The following is a 17,766-nucleotide window of genomic DNA, read 5'->3' as shown; positions in this document are numbered from 1 at the left end:
TGCGCGGCTCAGCTCACGACTTGAAACCACGATCGATACCCACTTGAGCTTGCGGTATGCGCTCGGCGCGGCCTGAACCCGATGCCAAAACGGCCATCGTGTCGACCCAGATCTCAATGACACTCGTCAGCAAAAGCAGCTTCGTACTGCACAATGGACGGGTGCGAGACAGTGCGACGCAGCGCGAGGCCCAGCGTCGGCAGACGCGTGCCCGGCTGCTCGACGCCGCCATCGTGGAGTTTCAGCGTGCCGGCACCAACGCCGCAGACATCAATGCGATCGTCAAGGCCGCCGGCGTCGCCCGCAGCACCTTCTATTTCCATTTTCCGACCAAGGAACACGTGCTTCTGGAGTTGATCCGAAGGGATGAGGTGAGCCTCGCCGACGAACTGGGCCGGTTCCTCGACACTCACCATGACCTGCCGTCGGTGCTGACGACGATCATCAGCTCGGTGATGGCGCTCGAAAGTCGCTGGGGCTCAGCCCTGTTCCACGACGTCATCGGTCTGTACCTGTCACCTACCCGGCCCGAACGAGAACAGTGGACCAGCCACCCGATCTTCCTTCTACTGGCCGCCGAGATCGAGCGTGCGCGTATCCGCGGGGAACTCTACGACGACGTCGACGCCCACCACAGCGCAGCGTTCTTCCTCCTGGGTGTCTATGCCCTGCTCACCACCGTCGGGGAATCCCCATCCGAACGCGATGTGGCACTAGAGAAATTCGTGACCAGCACCCTGCGTAGCCTGCAGCCGGGCCCGCCCCATCGGGACTCTCGGTTGAACCGATGACCCCACCGCCACCCGGCGATGGCCAGTCACACACATCCGACACAGCTCATCAGGTGCCCCGCAACCAACACCAGCTGCGATAGACCCGATGCCACCGATTGGCCTTCGGCCAACTACCATGAGGCGTCCCTATGGGTTTTTCCGACGCCTATTTCGGTAGGTCCCGGCCCCCGTAGCTCAGGGGATAGAGCACGGCTCTCCTAAAGCCGGTGTCGCAGGTTCGAATCCTGCCGGGGGCACTTAACTACTGTATGACGTCGGGTGATGCTTGACGTTTCGTCTCCGGTTGACGCGTGACAGTGTTTCGGCTGATGCTTTACACCTGCTTCGGTTGATCCTTGACACTCGCTTTGGTGCCGCGCGAGTCCCCGATCTTGTCGGCAGACGCCAGTAACGTCAGCGCCAGATCGACGTCAGGGGGATGACTGGTGAACCGCACGGTGCAGTACTGGCGGCTTTTGCAGCCGGACGGTGCTGCCCTGCCCGGCAAGTTTCCGGCCGAGCAGGTGGTCCGGCAGCTCAGCCGGGCTGAGGCCGATGGCCTCAACCGCTACCGTCGCTGTTCCGACGGGATGCTGCTGATCGCACACGGCACGCGTGATGACCGGATGCTGATCCTCGACAAGGTGCGGCGGGAAAACCTGCCCAGCATCGGCAGCGCCGCGGGCGCCCGGCGCGCGATCGGGCTGACTCCTGATGAAGGTCTGCTGGAACCGACGTATTGCCTGTTCGGTGAGCGCAACATTGTTGCCATGCTGACCAGCGGTGACGGGCCCCGGGCGCGGCGGCTGGTCGACTATCTGGAACACAAGCTCGAGATCGCGGTGGGCATCGAGCCGGTGCTCACCCAGAACCTCGACCAGGCACTCGACGAGATGAGCGTGTCGCGGGTGGATGTGGCGATCCCGGCCGACCGGATCAATCGGGACCTCGTGGGCGGTGACTGGGTCCAGGCACTCGACGGCGCCCGCGCGCTCGCGCAGGACGGCGTCGTCCGCATCGGGATCTCGGTCGGCCGTCGGGGCACCGGGACACAGAAGGATGCGATCCGCCGGCGGATCCGCGAACTGGTCGACGCCCTGCGGGGTTCTGGCGCACTGTCGGAGTTCGAGAGCGCGCGCGTCGTCGGGTCGATCAGCGGCAGCCCGCAATCGGTCGACCTGCTCGAAGACAGGTTCGTGGAGAAGACCCAGGTCGATGCCGACCGGTTGAACGATCCGGAGCGGTCGACCACCTATGCGCGAGAGCTGTTGTTGCAGTCGCTGACTCGCAACCGTGAGTATCTGTTTTCGGCCGTGGCCGAGGTTCCCGACAACCCGGCACCGTTTGCCGATACCTTCACAGAAATCCCCGACGATGAACGCGGATAAGCGCCCGGTCGTGCAGTTCAGCCTGCGAGAAAGGCTGCAGCACAACTGGGTTCGCCATCAGTGGGCGGACTGGGCGCTGGCCTTGATTGGAGTCGGAGTCTGGCTGGCGCTGGGCCGGGCCGGTTGGCTGCCATGGGCTCTGACGGAGATACCCCACGACACCCGCCGTACCGCTTACCAGATCTTGGCCACGGTGGCCGCCACGATGGGCGGGTTCACCCTGACCAGCATCTCCATCCTGGTGAACCTGTTGCGGGCACCGATGACCACCGTGGACAAGCTCTTACCCACCGACGACAAACGCCGGGTGGGTACGGCGTTCATCTCGGCGCTGCCCACCCTGTTCGCGTTGTTCACAGTGGCGATTGTCGGCCTGATGACCGACGCCAATCTCGATACCGGTTACTGGCGGTTGCAGGCGACCATCATCGGCGCAGCCATCGCGGCCCTCGCGTCGCTGGCGCGGGTCGTGTGGATCCTGCGTCGTCTGCTCACCCTGTCCACCGACTGAGTCCAGCTGCCCGACGCTCAGTTCCCGACGAGGGGACGACCACTCGCCCGCCAGGCTTTCATCCCGCCCTCGAGTTCGACCACATCGGTGTAGCCCAGCGATTTCAGCGTCTCGGCGGCAGTGGTACTCATCGGCCCGCTTCGGCAGTAGACCGCGATCGTGGCGCCACGATCGGCGGGCAAGCGGCTGGATTGTTCGGCGATTCGATCGAACGGAATCGACAGGTCGGTGCCGGGGATGTCGCCTTCGTACGGCACGTGGACGTTGATGGTCAGCGTGTCGGATTCTCCTATGGCGGCGGCGAATTCGTCGGGATCGAGCAGTCGATGGCCGGTAACGCTCACCGCACCGGAGCTCGCGGGCGGCGGGGCGGCCGAGGCACCGCACGCCGCCAGCGACACCGCGGCAGCGACCGTCAACGCTCCGACACACATTCGCTTCAACATGCCCGAACGATACCCCCTGGGGGTACTTGCGCACCAGGCAGCACCGGTGCTACCTTCGCCGTGTCCATACCCCCCAGGGGTATCAAAGAGAAGGAGCAGGATCGATGACAACTTCGTCGACGCAGGTCGATTGGCATTTGCGCGGAGAATGGTTCGACGTGTGCAGCTGCAAGCTGCCCTGCCCGTGCAGCTTCGCCCAGGAGCCGACGCACGGAGATTGCTTGTTCACCCTGGTGTGGCACATCCGCGAAGGACATTACGGCGACACCGATTTGACGGGTCTCAGCGTGATCGCGCTCGGTGAGTTCGCCGGCAACATGTGGATCGGCGACCCGAACGCGACGATGAAGTTGATGTTCTACATCGACGACAAGGGCGATGGCGCTCAGCGTGACGCACTCGAGCGCATCTTCACCGGCAAGGAAGGCGGCTGGCCCGCCGAATTCGGCAGTCTGATCGAGGAACTGCGCGGTATCGAGTACGCCCCGATCAGTTTCGAGGCCGCAGACGACCTCGCCTACTGGCGCGCCGAGATTCCCGGCAAGGTCGACCTCAAAGTGGAGGCACTGACCGGTCCGACGGCTGACCCGAATCGCCGCGTCACCACCACCAACGCGCCGGGTGCAGAGGTCGGTCCCGGCCAGGTTGCGACGTGGGGCGTGGTCAAGGAAGACCACTCCGTGGGATTCGACTGGTCACATGAGCACAGTGGCGGATCGAGCAAGCACTTCCCGTTCGATTGGCGTCCCGAGTCCGAGGACGCCAACTCGACTGAGGCGCATGGGGAGACGCAGACCTCCTGCACCTGCGGCTGCTGAGGCCCACACCGCGGTCGGGCGGAGGCGCTGAGCCTCCGCCCGACCGCGGCGCATGTCAGTTCAGCCCGTTCGACAGGATCATCGACTCCCCGGTCTGCAGCCGACCCCGGTCCGACACCAGGTACAGCACGGCGTCGGCGACGTCTTGCGGTTCAAGCAGACCCGGCCGCGGCCGCCCCTGGGCGAACATCTCCTCAACGTCAGCCAAACCCGGGTTCTCCAGGTCCGGCCGGATCACCTTGTAGGTGGCCGGGTTGTGGATCATCGGCGTATTCACCCCAGACGGCAGCACCGCGTTGACCGTGATGCCGTACTCGGCGACCTCGAACGCCACCGATTTCACCAGGGCCACCACCCCGGCCTTGGCCGCCGCGTAGTGACCGGAGTTGGTGGCGCCGGTGCCCGCGACGATCGACGAGGTCGCCACGATGCGTCCGGCCCGGCGCTCGATCAGGTGGGGCAACACAGCCCGGAATGTGTTGAACACCCCGGTGAGGTTGACGTCGATCATGGTCTGCCACCGTTGCTCGGACATGGTCGCAATCGGCTCGCTGCTGGCGATCCCGGCGTTGGCCAGCACCACGTCGACCCCACCGAAGCGCGCGACCGCGGTGTCCACCACCGACTGCATGGCCGACAGGTCGCGGACGTCGGCGGTCACCGCCAGACACCGCCGGCCGAGCGCGGACACCTCCTCTACCGTGTGCTCCAGCTCGGCCGGAGTGGGCATCGGATAGTCGACGGATTCGATCGGCGCCGCGATGTCACACACCACGATGTCGGCGCCTTCGCGTGCCAACGTCGTGGCATGCGCGCGTCCCTGTCCGCGCGCCCCTCCGGTGATCAGAGCCGTTTTACCGTCCAGTGCGCCCACGGATATCCCCTTCTGCAGTTTCGGTCCTTCGTATAAAGACCCCGGCGCGGGCAAAATTCATCGGCCCTCCTGGCCACACCACCCGACCCAGCTGTCACAGCAGCCGACTGGCAACACTCCGAGAAGCTCCCCAGCACCCTTATTTTCCTTGGCAAATGAATTCAATGGCCTGACCGGGAAGAGCTCCCTGAGAGCAAATCCGCTGCCCGGCGAGGTTCCAGGCGATTCCCAGGAACATGATGAGATGCACTAATGTTATGTACAGACGGGGGTCTTGAGCTCGTACACAGCTAACAACCCGGAGGCGAGAAAGATGCGTTCGAAACTGAAGAAGGTCGCAGCAATCGGGCTGGGCACGCTGGCGGTGCCGGTCGGCGTGGCGGTTGCGGCAGCAGCTCCGGCTTCTGCCGGTCCTGAGATCTGCGCGACCGGACCGTACGGCTACGTCCAGGCCTGTGTCGAGGGTCCCGGCTGGGGCCGCTGGAACGGCTGGGACAACGGCTGGCACGGTCGCGGGCACGGCCACGGTCACGACGACTAAGCCGAACTAACCACGGGTAACGCCGTGGCGGGAATCCGAGTACGGATTTCTGCCACGGCGTTACTTGCTTTTGGGCCTCGAGTCACTCTCTTAGTTGTAGTAACGTCACCGCCATGGAAGGCGTCTGGATTCTCGGCGGTTACCAGAGCAATTTCGCCCGCAATCTGGCCCGCGAGCGCGTCGACTTCGCCGAGCTCAGCCGCGAGGTCGTCGACCACACCCTGAACAGCGCGCAACTCGACGCCCCAGGCATCGGGGTCGTCCACGTCGCAAACGCCTTCGGTGAGCTGTTCGCCGGTCAGGGGCACCTGGGAGCCATGCCGGCCACCGTGCATCCCGGCCTGTGGGGCACCCCGGCCTCCCGCCACGAGGCCGCGTGCGCGTCGGGCAGCATCGCGGTCCTCGCGGCCATCGCCGACCTGCGCTCCGGCGCCTACGACAGCGCCCTGGTCATCGGGGTGGAGCTGGAGAAGACGGTGCCCGGCGATACCGCTGCCGCCCACCTCGGCGCCGCGGCCTGGACCGGCCATGAAGCCGAGCAGGCCAAGTACGTCTGGCCATCGATGTTCTCCGAGGTCGCCGACGCCTATGACCAGCGCTACGGCCTGGATGCCGCACATCTCCGCGCCATCGCCGCCCTGAACTTCCGCAATGCCCGGGCCAATCCCAACGCCCAGACCCGCGAGTGGACGGTGCCCGATCCGATCGAGGACGACGACGAAACCAATCCGGTGGTGGAAGGCCGGCTGCGCCGTTTCGACTGCAGTCAGATGACCGACGGCGGGGCGGGCCTGGTGCTGGTCAGCGACTCCTATCTGGAGGCGCACCCCGGCGCCCGGCCGATCGCGCGCATCGACGGCTGGGGCCACCGCACGGTCGGCCTGGGCCTGCGCCAGAAGCTCGACCAGAGTGCCGAAGATCCGTACCTGCTGCCGCACGTACGCCATGCCGTGCTCGATGCCTTTGGCCGTGCCGGGGTAAGTCTGGACGATCTCGACGGGTTCGAGGTCCACGACTGCTTCACCCCCAGCGAGTACCTGGCCATCGACCACATCGGGCTGACCGGCCCCGGCGATTCCTGGAAGGCCATCGAGAACGGCGAGATCGAGATCGGCGGGCGGCTGCCGATCAACCCCAGCGGAGGGCTGATCGGAGGCGGGCACCCGGTCGGTGCATCCGGGGTGCGGATGCTGCTCGACGCGGCCAAGCAAGTCAGCGCGACTGCCGGGCCCTACCAGGTCGACGGCGCAAACACCTTCGGCACCTTGAACTTTGGTGGCAGCACCGCCACCACCGTCAGCTTCGTCGTGAGAGGCCTCAGCGCATGAACACCGAGATCGTGACCAAGTTCCTGTCCACGCTGCCCGAGGACGACACCCACCCCTACCGCACCGGGGCGTGGCGCCCGCAGACGACCGAGTTCGACGCCGACGATCTGCGGGTCATCGACGGCGAGATCCCATCCGACCTCGACGGAGTCTACCTACGCAACACCGAGAATCCGCTGCATCCGGCGTTCCAGACCTATCACCCCTTCGACGGGGACGGGATGCTGCACATCGTCGGGTTCCGCGACGGAAAAGCGTTCTACCGCAACAGGTTCATCCGCACGGATGGCTTCCTGGCCGAGAACGAGGCCGGCGGCCCGTTGTGGCCCGGTATCGCCGAGCCCATCGAACTGGCCCGGCGCGACCACGGCTGGGGCGCCCGCACACTGATGAAGGACGCCTCCAGCACCGACGTGACTGTGCACCGCGGGATCGCGCTCACCAGCTTCTACCAGTGCGGCGACCTGTATCGCGTCGACCCCTACACCGGCGACACCCTCGGCAAGGAGGACTGGGGTGGGGCCTTCCCCGCCGAATGGGGGGTGTCAGCGCATCCCAAGGCCGACGACGCCACCGGCGAACTGCTGTTCTTCAACTACAGCAAGCAGGCGCCGTACATGCACTACGGCGTGGTCGACGCCGACAACAAGCTGGTGCACTACGTCGACGTGGAACTGCCCGGACCCCGGCTGCCCCACGACATGGCGTTCACCGAGAACTACGTGATCCTCAACGACTTTCCGCTGTTCTGGGATGCCGCCTTCCTCGAGAAGAACGTGCACCTGCCGAAGCTGCACCGCGACATGCCATCCCGCTTCGCGGTGCTCCCCCGCCGCGGCACGGCCGCCGACGTCAAGTGGTTCGAGGCCGACACCACCTACGTCCTGCACTTCACCAACGCCTACGAAGACGGCGACGAGATCGTGCTCGACGGATTCTTCCAGGGCCATGCGGCACCCGCCCTGGCGCTGGACAAGATGCAGACCAGGCTGCACCGCTGGCGGTTCAACCTCGTCACCGGCCAGACCCGCGAGGAGCAATTGTCCGACAGCATCACCGAATTCGGCATGATCAATCCCGGCTACGCCGGGCGCGACTACCGCTACGCCTATGCCGCCACAGGCAAGCCGGGCTGGTTCCTGTTCGACGGACTGGTCCGCCACGACCTTCGCACCGGATCCGAACAGCGATACGCCTTCGAGGACGGGGTATACGGCAGCGAAACCGCGATGGCGCCGCGGATGGGTAGCCGCGCCGAGGATGACGGCTATCTGGTGACCATCACCACCGACATGAACGACGACGCGTCCTACTGCCTGGTGTTCGACGCCGCCCGGGTCCCAGACGGACCGGTGTGCAAACTCGTGCTGCCGGAACGGGTTTCCAGCGGCACCCACGCCACCTGGGCACCGGGTGACCAGCTGCGCCGATGGTTGGTGCGTGATTGACACACCGGCCGGCGGCACCAACGCCGTCGGGCAGATGCTGGCGCACGTCGGCGATGAGTGGACGCTGCTCGTGATGCAACAGGCGCTCTTGGGCGCCACCCGCTACGGGCAGTTCACGGCCCGGCTGCCGATCTCCAACTCGGTGCTGATCCGCCGCCTGGGTACCCTGACCGAAGGCGGTCTGCTGCAACGCAACCGGTATCAGGAACGCCCGCCGCGCGACGAATACCTGACCACGGCGCGGGGCCGGGCACTGTGGCCGGTACTGGTGTCGATCTGGGAGTGGGAACGCCAATGGGTCCTGGAGCACCGGGAGCCACTACCCGCGATGCGGCACCTGGGCTGCGGCGCGGATTTCAGTCCCGTGCTCACTTGTGGCACTTGCCGGGAGCCCACTGTGGCCGGCGACGTGACGGCCCGGTGGGGACCGAGCGGAGGCTGGTCGCGGTCACTGCCCGCGGTGACGACCCGGCGCCGGTCCGCCGATGACCGGCGCGACTCCCCGTCCGGCCTCTTTCCCCAGACCATGAGCGTGCTGGGCAACCGCTGGGCGTTCGCGATCCTGGTGGCGGCGTTCACCGGCACGTCCCGGTTCTCCGAGTTTCAACGGGTGCTGGCCGCCCCGCCGGCATCGCTCGCCGACCGCCTACAGACGTTCCGGGACAACGAGATTCTCACCACCTCCGACGGCGACCCCGAGTACCGGCTGACTCCGAAAGGATCGGCGTTCCTACCCGTGCTGCTGACGGCACTGGCGTGGGCGCAGCGATCGTTTCCGTCTGCCGAAGGTCCCGCGGTGATCCTCACCCACTCGCGCCGGGGCCACGCCTTTGCCCCGGTGCTGAGGTGCGATCGGTGCGGTGACCGACTCAGCGGGCCAACAGTGTCCGTTGTCGAACGGCCATGAGCACAGCCGCCAACATCGCAGCGCCGGTGAGTGCGACGCTCATCCACACCGGGCCCAGGGTGCCGGCCGGGCCGGCGAGCGATGCGGCGGCCAGCAGCGGTCCGCAGGTGGCCCCGATGTTGAGTGCCGCCGTGGCGTAGGAACCGCCCATGGTCGGCGCACTCGACGCCGCGTAGAGCACCCGGGCGATGAGCGTGCTCCCCACGGCAAAGGCGGACACCCCTTGGCAGAACACCAGGATCAGCACCGCCGCAGGATGGGTTGCCAATGCTGCCAGCGCAATCCAGCCGACGAGCAGCAGCGGACCGCCCACCGCCACGATCAGTCGGGGACGGTCGTCGGAGAACCTTCCCGCGATGGTGACACCGAGGAATGACCCAAACCCGAACAGCACCAGGACCCCCGGCACCCACAGCTCTCCCAGGCCCGCGCTATCGGTGACGATCGGTGCCAAAAAGGTGAAGGTGGCGAACGTGCCCGCGTTGACCAGGGCGGCCAGCAGCATGGCTGATCCCAGCGCCGGCGATCTGAGCTGGGCCAATTCCTCACGGAGCGAAGGGGAATCAGGCACACGTCCCGGATCCACTTCCGACGGTGCCGAAATCCCGCGCAGAATGCCCAGAGCAGCGGGCACGCACAGCAAGGCGACCGTCCAGAACGTCGCCCGCCATCCCAACACCGCACCGAGCATCGCACCTCCCGGAACGCCCGCGATCGTGGCGGCTGTGGTTCCGCCGAGCAGGATCGCCAGCGCCCGTCCCTTCCGGTCCGATGCGACGAGTGTGGCTGCCGTGCTCAGCGCCACCGCCAAGAAGCCGGCGTTGGCGAGTGCCGCGATCACGCGAGTGACGAAGAGGACGATGAAGTTCGGCGTCATCGCACCGACGACGTGACACAACGCGAAGGCGACCACACAGCCGAGCAGGCCGGCCCGCGGTGGCCAGCGACGCGCGAGCGCAGCCATGGACGGTGCGCCGACGACCATGCCGATCGCGAATGCGGAGGTCAGTCCGCCGGCCGCGCCGACCGTGACGCCGAGGTCGGCGGCAATGTCCGGAACGAGTCCGGCGAGCATGAATTCCGAAGTACCCATGGCGAAAACCGCCAGGGCAAGCAGGTACAGAGCAAGAGGCATCGAGGACTCCGAGGCGAGAGAACGAACAGGACACGTCTCGTCACCACGGTCAGCACCCAGGCGCGGAAGGACCGAAGAAAGTCAGGGGTTGCGGGGGCTGACGGTGTGACCGACAGCCCCCAACTCGTGCGCTTCCGGGCTCGACATGCCGCCACCTTACTCAACGCCCAGGGCGCAATGGCAACTGAAATTGCCTAAGCACTCCCGTGGTTGAGGTTGCTAGCTGCCACTCCCAACACCGCCGGTGCGCCTGCGACAGACTCTGGGAACCGCGATCGGCAGCCCCCTGGATGGCTGCCGCATTCCCCATCTAGGCCGCGGCGCGGCCGGCTACTTCGCGCCTGGATCGGCTACGCCAGTTGACTCTGCGTATCCGGCTGCGCACCGGTGACATGCGGAAATCGTTCAAAAATTCGACCTTCAGATTCTGGCACTCTCCCTTGCCGAGTGCTAATATCGGCGTTGCACAGTGATTGGCTGCCTGCCAGGGTGGCGGGCTCTGAGATGACATGGGAGGTGGATTACTGTGCTTCGTTTTGATCCGTTCAGCGACCTTGATGCTTTGACCAGGAGTTTGCTGTCAGGTGATTCCGGGTCAATGCGCACACCCAGGTTCATGCCGATGGACCTCTGCAAGATCGGCGACCACTATGTCCTGACGGCCGACCTTCCCGGTGTCGATCCGGGCTCGGTGGACGTCAACGTCGACAACGGCACGCTGACCATCTCCGCGCATCGGACCGCACGTTCCGAAGAATCCGCGCAGTGGCTGGCCAACGAGCGGTTCTTCGGCAATTTCCGACGACAGCTGTCACTCGGCGACGGCATCGAGACGTCGGCGATCTCCGCCACGTACGAAAACGGTGTCCTCACCGTCACGATCCCGATCGCCGAACGCGCCAAGCCTCGCAAGATCGAGGTGGCTCACGGCGCCGATCGCAAGTCGATCGAAACCAACACTGTCGATGCGGATTAACTGATCCCGCCACGGCGGTCCAGCCTGAACTTCAGGCTGGACCGCGCCGCGGGCCATTCGACATCCAGGATCGAGTAGACCACGGTGTCGCGGCGTGAGCCGTCGGGCGACAGCTGGTGGCTGCGCAGCACACCGTCCTGCTTGGCACCGAGGCGTTCGATCGCCGCGCGGCTGGCGAAATTGAAGAAGTGGGTGCGGAATTCCACTGCCACACAATTCAACTCATCGAAGGCATGGCCGAGCATCAACAGCTTGGTCTCAGCGTTGATGCCGGTGCGCCGCGCGGCAGCCGTGTACCACGTGTGCCCGATTTCCAGCCTGCGGTTCGGGCCGTCGACGTGTAGGTAGCTCGACGATCCGACCAGCTTGCCGCCGAGGTCGCGCACCACGAATGTCACGCCGTGATCGGCGGCTCGCAGTTCGAACATGCGCTGCACCCACGCGGCGGCACCGCCCGGCTGCGGCGTCATCGTGTACCAGAGCGACCCCAACTCACCGTCCGCAGCGGCAGCGTCGATCTCGGGGACGTGCCCGGACGTCAACGGCTCCAAGGTCACCCAGCGTTGCCCGGTCAATTCGACCGGTGTCACGAATTCACCCATCGCTACCTACCCAGCGTCGACAACAGAGACCACACCGAACACAACCCGGCCGACACCGCCAGCGCTCCCCCGAGATACAGCCCGTACCCCGCGGCCACCGAGCCCTTGACGTTGAGCAGGTAATACCACACCGTCAACGCCACCAGCGCCAGCGAAATCAGCAGTCCGGCAGCCGAAGCCCAGCGCTGCGACAGCCCACGTCCGGCCATCGCGCCGGCCACGATGAGGCTTGCCCCGAGCAGAACGATCAGCTGCCCGGCGCCGAATCCGCGTGGCAGCACGATGCTGCCCACCGCCCCGCCGATGGCATTGGCCCGGCCGCCGCCGTGGGCGCTGGTGGTCAGCCATGGCAACCAGGCCACCACCACGAGGACGGCGGCACACAGGGCGATCAGCCACCCCGGGGCCAGGCGCCAACCTGGACGCAGACGAACCATAGCGACGAGACTATCCGGTGTGACCGAACTACCCGACTGGGCCAGACGGCTCGATCTCGCCCCTCACCCCGAGGGCGGCTGGTACCGCGAGACCTGGCGCAGCGAACTGACGGTGAGCCAGGCCTCGCTGCCGACGGGCTACTCGGGGCCCCGCAGCGCCGGCACGGCGATTCTGTTTCTGCTGATGCCCGGCCAGCAGTCCGCCTGGCACACCGTCCGCAGCGCCGAGCTGTGGTTCCACCACCGGGGCAGCCCGCTGGTCCTGGAGATCGGTGAGCAAAAAGACGCCGCGACAAGCCTTCTACTGGGCCCGGACATCGCCGCCGGGCAGCACCCGCAACTGCTGGTGCCGCCCGGCCATTGGCAACGCGCCAAGCCCCGCGATGACGAGCCCGCCCTGGTCAGCTGCGTGGTGGTGCCGGGCTTCGACTTCGCGGACTTCGCGCTCAGCCCTGCAACGACGACAGATTGAACCCGGCCCCGGTCGGATCGGCCACCGCGGCCAGCCGTCCGTAGGGGGTGTCCTCGGCCGCACGCACGACCGAGCCGCCGTTGGCGACCACCAGCTCGATCGTCTTGTCCACGTCGTCGGAACCGAAGAACGTGGTCCACACCGACGGCGCTCCCTCGGGGATGAATGCCGATCCGTCCATCACCCCCACCAGCTCCTCGCCGTCGAATGAAGCTGTGCTGTAACGGAACTCATCGGTATCCGACACGGACTGAGTGGTCCAGCCGAACGCCGTCCGATAGAAGTCCAGAGCCTTGGCGTAGTCGCTGGTGGTCAGCTGGTGATACACCGGCGCGCCGGCCTCGTTGAACAGCGCGAAGCCGTCGTGCCCGCCCGGCTGCCAGATACCGAAGAACCCGTTGGCGGTATCGGTCATCATCGCCATCCGGCCCTTGGCCGGGATGTCCATCACGCCGCCGCAGTTGCTCCCGCCGGCTGCGATGACCGCCGCCACGGCGGCATCGGCATCGGCGGTGTGCAGGTAGGTGGTCCAGGCATCCGGGGCGTTCCACTGCGGGTCGTTGCGCATCAGGCCGGCCACCACATTGCCGTCGACGGATGCGGTGACGTAGCCGCCGTACTCGGGCCCGCCGGTCTCGTAGGTCCAGCCGAACACGGCACCGTAGAACTGCTGGGCACGCTCCAGGTCGGACGTGGTCAGGTCGATCCAGTTGGGGGCGCCCAGCGGCGCACTCTGACGGGTAACCACGATGGTGTCTCCTTCACGATGAGTGGTCGGTCGCTAGGTCTGACCACCCTCGTGCGGAAAACTCATCGGTAGCGCGCGGAGACCTTCGCCCGGTGCTCGGCCGGCGAGCCGAACAGCGACCGGTTGAGCGCCGCGCGCTTGAGGTAGACGTGCACGCCGCTCTCCCACGTGTAACCGATGCCGCCGTGCAACTGCATGGCCTTACCGGCCACCTCGACGGCGGCCTCGGTGACGTAGGCCTTGGCCATCGAGACTGCGCGGGGCTCCGGCAACGCGATCGCCGCATTCACCAGTTGCCGGGCCACCGCGATCGTCACGAGCATGTCCGCGCACGCGTGCTTGACGGCCTGGAACGAGCCGATCGGACGGCCGAACTGCTGACGGACCCCGGTGTAGGCCACTGTGGTGTCGAGCATGGTCTGTGCGACGCCCAGACTGTCGCACGCCACCGCGAGCGCGGCCCGCTCGACGAGCTTTCGCAGCTGCTCCTCGGCGTCGCCGTCGAACCGCCACACCGCGTCCTCGCCGACCTCGACCCCCTCGGCCGTCACGGTGGCGAGCCTGCGGGTCTCGTCGAGCACCGGCTGTTCGGTGACCGTCAGCCCGGGTGCGTCGAGGGCCACGTCGACCAGCACCGCGACCCCGTCGGCATCCCGGGCGGGCAGCAGCAGCCGCTGGGCTCCGGCCGCATCGGGCACAAACGCCGCACGACCATGGACTCGCCAGCCCAGCCTGGTGGTGGCCAGGTCGAAGGGCGCAGGCTCCCCCGTGCCAGGCAGGGCCAATGCAGCACGGGTGTTTCCGGCCACCACCGACTGCAGCAGCACGTCACGGGTGTCGTTGGACTGCACCGCATTCAGTGCACCGACGGCCAGCACCGCACCGCCCAGGTAGCCGGTCGTCGCGGCGGCTCGGCCCAGCTCCTCGCAGATCACCGCCACTTCGGCGACGGTGGCGCCGGCCCCACCGGCCGCCTCGGGCGCGTCCAGCCCGACCCACCCGGCCGAAACGAGCAGTGGCCAGTCAACGGTGTCCTTGGCCAGAAGATCGGCTGCTACCGAACGCAGTTCTTCGTGCAGCTCCGAAAATTCGCTCATCACACCGCACTCGGTTCTCGGGGCAGGCCCAGACCACGCTCACCGATGATGGTGCGCTGGATCTCGCTGGCTCCGCCGGGGATGGTCCATTCCCACGATCCGATGAAATCGAGCATCCAGGCGCCCGACTCCCAGCCACTGGAGGCCGGTTTGGCCAACACGGTGTGGGCGGCCAGCCCTCCGATCTCGGCACCGAATCCGGTCATCCGCTGCAACAGTTCGCTGTAGTACAGCTTGACGATCGACGCGTCGGCCGGGCCGGCCTGCCCAGCCTCGGTGCGCTCCACCAGATCTCGGCACAGCCCGCGCAGCCCGGCCAGTTCGATCTCGAACTGCGCCAACCGATCTGCCACCACGGGATCGTCGAGTGGCGCGGCGTCGAGCAGCCACTTGAACCCGGCATTGCCCAACCGCTCCGACAGTTCCAGCATGGTCATGCCGCGTTCGGCCCCGAGCGTGGCCTGGGCCACCTGCCAACCCTTGTTGAGCGGGCCGATCAGATTGGTCGCGGGAACCGCGACGTCGTTGAGGAAGATCTCGCAGAAATGCGAATCCCCGACGGCGTTTCGGATCGGCCGCACATCGATGCCAGGGGTGGTCATGTCCATCAGGAAGTAGGAGATGCCGTGCCGTTTGGGCGCATCCGCATCGGTGCGTGCCAGCAGCAGACACCAGTCTGCGTGCAGGGCACCACTGGCCCACAACTTCTGGCCGTTGACGATGAAGGTGTCGCCCTCGGTCCGTGCGGTGGTGCGCAGAGCGGCCAGATCAGACCCGGCCTCCGGCTCGGAGAATCCCTGCACCCAGATCTCGCCGTCGAGGATGGCGGGCAGGTGCCGTTGCCGCTGCTCGTCGGTGCCCGCGGCCAGCAGGGTGGAGGCGGCGTGATGGATCCCGACGAAGGCCAGCACCAGGCGCGGCGCATCGTGCGCGGCCAGTTCCTGATACAGCACGATCTGCTCGGCGACTCCCATGCCACCGCCCCATTCGTCCGGCCAGTGCGGCACCGCGTAGCCGGCGGTGTGCAGCTCGGCGAACCAGGATTTCTGGAACGACACGAACTCGTCGGCGCTGACACCGGTCTGAGTGGCGCGCCAGTCTTTCGGGATGTGGGCGGCGCACCAGTCCCGTACGGAGGCGCGGAACCCGTCGATGTCGCTCATGACGAGAACAACCCGGTGAGTCCGCGCCGGCCCAGTCGCGCGGTCAGCGTGTCGCGGGTCTTGGACACTCCGAAGGGCAAGCGGCGCAACGGCTGGCTGTAGCGCGACACCCACGACAGCGTGGTCTCATCGCAGAAGCCGACGGCGCCGTGCAACTGATGGCACACCCGGAAGACAACTTCGGCGGCCTCGATCGCAGCCAGCCGCAAGGCCAGCGCATCGTTGACCGCCTCGTCGGCCGAATTCGTGGCCAGGCTCCACAGTGTGTATTTGGCCAGCATGTCGACGCCGCTGCGCTCCACCTCGGCATCGGTCAGCTGGAACTGCACGCCCTGGAACGATGACAGCGACTGGCCGAACTGCTTGCGCAGGCTCACGTGTGCGACTGTCAGATCGATGGCCCGGTCCAGCATGCCGAGCAAGGTCCACGACGGAAGAGTCAGGGCCAGCGCCACGTCATTCGAGCCTGAACTGTCCGCGGCGGCCAGCTCGAGTGCGGTGGCGAACGACGGGCCCGACGCGCCGATGGCGGTCACGGTGCTACGCGCACCATCCAATGTGACTGCTGCCCAACGGTTGTCCAACCCCTGCAGCGCGGCCTCCGGAGCCTCGCCATCGATCACGACCAGACCGTCGACGTCCAGATCCGCCGGGCGCGCCAATCGCTCGGCGACCGGATAGGGCAGCGCCCAGTAACCGGCGCTGCGGCACACCGCGGCCGCGGCCTCCAATGAGTCCGCGTCGCCGCGCGGTTCGAGCTCGAACACACCCAGGCCGTCGAGCACGGGGGTGACCAGCCCGGCCCGGGTGTCCGGTTTGGCGTCTGCCTGGGCCAGCAGCTGATCACCGCCGGCAGCTTCGAACGCCTTCAGCGCCTCGCGGCCATACTCTTTCGCGTCATCGCTGAGATCCAGAATCATCGCCGTCACGCCTTTCCGGCCAGCATGGTCCGCGACAGCAGGATGCGTTGCATCTCGATGCTGCCGGAGGACACCGTCGACGCCTGCGAGTAGCGCCAGTGATCCTCGACTTCGGCGCGGAAGTACTCGGCCTCCGAACTTCCACCGCGGGGCACCGCCGCGGCGATCTCCATGAGCACCTCGGCACTCTCTTGGTCCAACCGCGTCACCGCGATCCGATATGCCGCGGAGTCACCAGGATTCACCCGCCCACCGGCCTGCATCGACACCACCCGGTAGGCCATCAGGCGGGCCCGGCGGCAGTGCGTGAGCATCCGCGTCCAGCGGCCCCGCAGCTCGGCCGGCAGCTGCTCCCACTTGTCGCCGAGCACTTCGGGAGCAGCCTGCAGCAGCCGCTCGCACCGCGCATAGCGAGCGATGCCGACCCGCTCGAAGGACACCACGTCCTGCACGATCGACCAGCCCTGGTCCACGGTTCCGAGCACATCGGCCTCGGTGACCTTTAGGTCGTCGAAGAACACCTCGTTGAGATGGTGCGGGCCCATCATGGTGCGGATTGGCCTCACCTGGATACCCGGTGCATCCATAGGCACCAGGAAGATCGTCATGCCCTGTTGTTTCTTCTCCCCTTTGGAGGTGCGGACCAGCAGGAAGATCCATTGCGCCATGGTGGCGTAGGAGGTCCAGATCTTCTGGCCGTTCACCCGCCAGCCGTCGTCCTCCCGACGGGCGAACGTGCGCAGCGAGGCCAGGTCCGAACCCGCCTCCGGCTCGGAAAAGCCCTGGCACCAGATCACTTCACCGTTGGCGATCGGCGGCAGATGCTTGCGCTGCTGTTCTTCGGTGCCGTGCCGCATGATGATCGGGCCCACCCAGTTGACGCCCATGTACTGGGCGCCGCGCGGCTCGTGGTGCGCCCACATCTCCTCGCGCACCACGGTCTGTTCCCACACTGACGCGTCGCTGCCACCGAACTCCTTCGGCCACGACATACACAGCAAGTGCTGCTGGGCCAGTGTCCGGCAGAACTGCTGCGCCACCGCCAGATCGGCGGGGTCATCGGTGAACGCGCCGAGGAAGTCGGCGGGCACCTGGTCGGCGATCAGCGCACGCAGGTCCCTGCGCAGCGTGTCGGCCGCCTCACCAAACTCGAAATCCACTCCAGGCCTTTCTGTTCCTGAT

General features: G+C 66.6%; 20 protein-coding genes and 1 tRNA gene. 11 read left to right on the top strand and 10 right to left on the bottom strand.

Annotated elements, in window-relative coordinates:
* Positions 1-116 precede the first annotated feature (116 nt).
* The 4 genes from G6N57_RS11675 (at position 117) to G6N57_RS11660 (ending at position 2,672) form a co-directional block, all read left to right on the top strand.
* Positions 117-791, top strand: coding sequence for a TetR/AcrR family transcriptional regulator (locus G6N57_RS11675; protein ID WP_077741903.1), 675 nt, complete (start codon positions 117-119; stop codon positions 789-791).
* 166 nt (positions 792-957) lie between these two features.
* A tRNA-Arg gene (locus G6N57_RS11670) sits at positions 958-1,030 on the top strand.
* Between the two features lie 189 nt (positions 1,031-1,219).
* On the top strand, positions 1,220-2,161 hold the full coding sequence (locus tag G6N57_RS11665; protein ID WP_077740546.1) for an oxidoreductase: 942 nt from the start codon (positions 1,220-1,222) through the stop codon (positions 2,159-2,161).
* Positions 2,148-2,672 (top strand): hypothetical protein, encoded by a 525-nt coding sequence (locus G6N57_RS11660; RefSeq protein ID WP_077740545.1) that lies wholly within the window; start codon positions 2,148-2,150, stop codon positions 2,670-2,672. The genes G6N57_RS11665 and G6N57_RS11660 overlap by 14 nt, the downstream gene beginning before the upstream one ends.
* Positions 2,673-2,689: 17 nt before the next feature.
* Here G6N57_RS11660 and G6N57_RS11655 read toward each other — a convergent pair whose 3' ends face one another.
* A complete protein-coding gene (locus tag G6N57_RS11655; RefSeq protein WP_077740544.1) occupies positions 2,690-3,118 on the bottom strand; it encodes a rhodanese-like domain-containing protein in 429 nt (142 codons plus the stop codon).
* Positions 3,119-3,222: 104 nt separating this feature from the next.
* Here G6N57_RS11655 and G6N57_RS11650 point away from each other — a divergent pair, with 104 nt between their 5' ends.
* Positions 3,223-3,936 (top strand): DUF1326 domain-containing protein, encoded by a 714-nt coding sequence (locus G6N57_RS11650; protein WP_077740543.1) that lies wholly within the window; start codon positions 3,223-3,225, stop codon positions 3,934-3,936.
* A gap of 55 nt (positions 3,937-3,991) precedes the next feature.
* Here G6N57_RS11650 and G6N57_RS11645 read toward each other — a convergent pair whose 3' ends face one another.
* Complete coding sequence (locus tag G6N57_RS11645; protein WP_077740542.1) at positions 3,992-4,810, bottom strand: mycofactocin-coupled SDR family oxidoreductase; 819 nt, start codon at positions 4,808-4,810, stop codon at positions 3,992-3,994.
* A gap of 313 nt (positions 4,811-5,123) precedes the next feature.
* Here G6N57_RS11645 and G6N57_RS11640 point away from each other — a divergent pair, with 313 nt between their 5' ends.
* The 4 genes from G6N57_RS11640 to G6N57_RS11625 all read left to right on the top strand — a co-directional run bounded on the left by G6N57_RS11640 (position 5,124) and on the right by G6N57_RS11625 (position 9,034).
* Positions 5,124-5,351, top strand: coding sequence for a hypothetical protein (locus G6N57_RS11640; RefSeq protein WP_036447756.1), 228 nt, complete (start codon positions 5,124-5,126; stop codon positions 5,349-5,351).
* Between the two features lie 113 nt (positions 5,352-5,464).
* Complete coding sequence (locus G6N57_RS11635) at positions 5,465-6,679, top strand: acetyl-CoA acetyltransferase (protein WP_077740541.1); 1,215 nt, start codon at positions 5,465-5,467, stop codon at positions 6,677-6,679.
* Positions 6,676-8,127: a carotenoid oxygenase family protein gene (locus G6N57_RS11630; protein ID WP_077740540.1), complete on the top strand. Its 1,452-nt coding sequence runs from the start codon at positions 6,676-6,678 to the stop codon at positions 8,125-8,127. Before G6N57_RS11635 ends, G6N57_RS11630 begins: the two co-directional genes overlap by 4 nt.
* A 34-nt stretch (positions 8,128-8,161) precedes the next feature.
* Complete coding sequence (locus G6N57_RS11625; protein WP_077741902.1) at positions 8,162-9,034, top strand: winged helix-turn-helix transcriptional regulator; 873 nt, start codon at positions 8,162-8,164, stop codon at positions 9,032-9,034.
* On the opposite strand, the gene G6N57_RS11620 is transcribed toward G6N57_RS11625, so the two are convergent.
* Entirely contained in the window at positions 8,997-10,169 is a 1,173-nt protein-coding gene (locus G6N57_RS11620) for a Cmx/CmrA family chloramphenicol efflux MFS transporter (protein WP_077740539.1), read from the bottom strand. The genes G6N57_RS11625 and G6N57_RS11620 overlap by 38 nt on opposite strands.
* Positions 10,170-10,695: 526 nt before the next feature.
* On the opposite strand from G6N57_RS11620, the gene G6N57_RS11615 reads away from it, so the two are divergent.
* Positions 10,696-11,145, top strand: coding sequence for an Hsp20/alpha crystallin family protein (locus G6N57_RS11615; protein WP_036447751.1), 450 nt, complete (start codon positions 10,696-10,698; stop codon positions 11,143-11,145).
* On the opposite strand, the gene G6N57_RS11610 is transcribed toward G6N57_RS11615, so the two are convergent.
* Both G6N57_RS11610 and G6N57_RS11605 read right to left on the bottom strand, forming a co-directional pair.
* Positions 11,142-11,747, bottom strand: a complete 606-nt coding sequence (locus tag G6N57_RS11610) for a GNAT family N-acetyltransferase (protein WP_163646625.1) — start codon at positions 11,745-11,747, stop codon at positions 11,142-11,144. The genes G6N57_RS11615 and G6N57_RS11610 overlap by 4 nt on opposite strands.
* A 2-nt stretch (positions 11,748-11,749) precedes the next feature.
* Positions 11,750-12,184: a hypothetical protein gene (locus G6N57_RS11605; protein WP_077740537.1), complete on the bottom strand. Its 435-nt coding sequence runs from the start codon at positions 12,182-12,184 to the stop codon at positions 11,750-11,752.
* 19 nt (positions 12,185-12,203) lie between these two features.
* Between G6N57_RS11605 and G6N57_RS11600 the strand changes: the two genes are divergently transcribed.
* A complete protein-coding gene (locus tag G6N57_RS11600; protein WP_065516566.1) occupies positions 12,204-12,656 on the top strand; it encodes a cupin domain-containing protein in 453 nt (150 codons plus the stop codon).
* Here G6N57_RS11600 and G6N57_RS11595 read toward each other — a convergent pair.
* The 5 genes from G6N57_RS11595 to G6N57_RS11575 form a co-directional block, all read right to left on the bottom strand.
* Positions 12,631-13,404, bottom strand: coding sequence for a VOC family protein (locus G6N57_RS11595; RefSeq protein ID WP_077740536.1), 774 nt, complete (start codon positions 13,402-13,404; stop codon positions 12,631-12,633). The two genes, G6N57_RS11600 and G6N57_RS11595, sit on opposite strands and share 26 nt — an antisense overlap.
* Before the next feature lie 62 nt (positions 13,405-13,466).
* On the bottom strand, positions 13,467-14,501 hold the full coding sequence (locus G6N57_RS11590) for an acyl-CoA dehydrogenase family protein (RefSeq protein WP_097926216.1): 1,035 nt from the start codon (positions 14,499-14,501) through the stop codon (positions 13,467-13,469).
* Positions 14,501-15,664, bottom strand: coding sequence for an acyl-CoA dehydrogenase family protein (locus G6N57_RS11585; RefSeq protein ID WP_077740535.1), 1,164 nt, complete (start codon positions 15,662-15,664; stop codon positions 14,501-14,503). The genes G6N57_RS11590 and G6N57_RS11585 overlap by 1 nt, the downstream gene beginning before the upstream one ends.
* Positions 15,661-16,584 carry an acyl-CoA dehydrogenase family protein gene (locus G6N57_RS11580; protein ID WP_077741901.1) on the bottom strand — a complete coding sequence of 308 codons (924 nt, stop codon included), beginning with the start codon at positions 16,582-16,584 and terminating at the stop codon, positions 15,661-15,663. Before G6N57_RS11580 ends, G6N57_RS11585 begins: the two co-directional genes overlap by 4 nt.
* A 5-nt stretch (positions 16,585-16,589) precedes the next feature.
* Positions 16,590-17,744 (bottom strand): acyl-CoA dehydrogenase family protein, encoded by a 1,155-nt coding sequence (locus G6N57_RS11575; protein ID WP_077740534.1) that lies wholly within the window; start codon positions 17,742-17,744, stop codon positions 16,590-16,592.
* Positions 17,745-17,766 lie beyond the last annotated feature (22 nt).

Origin of the sequence: Mycolicibacterium boenickei (genome assembly GCF_010731295.1) — a bacterium.
Taxonomy (GTDB): Bacteria; Actinomycetota; Actinomycetes; order Mycobacteriales; family Mycobacteriaceae; genus Mycobacterium; species Mycobacterium boenickei.
This window is presented reverse-complemented; position numbering and strand designations above follow the sequence as displayed.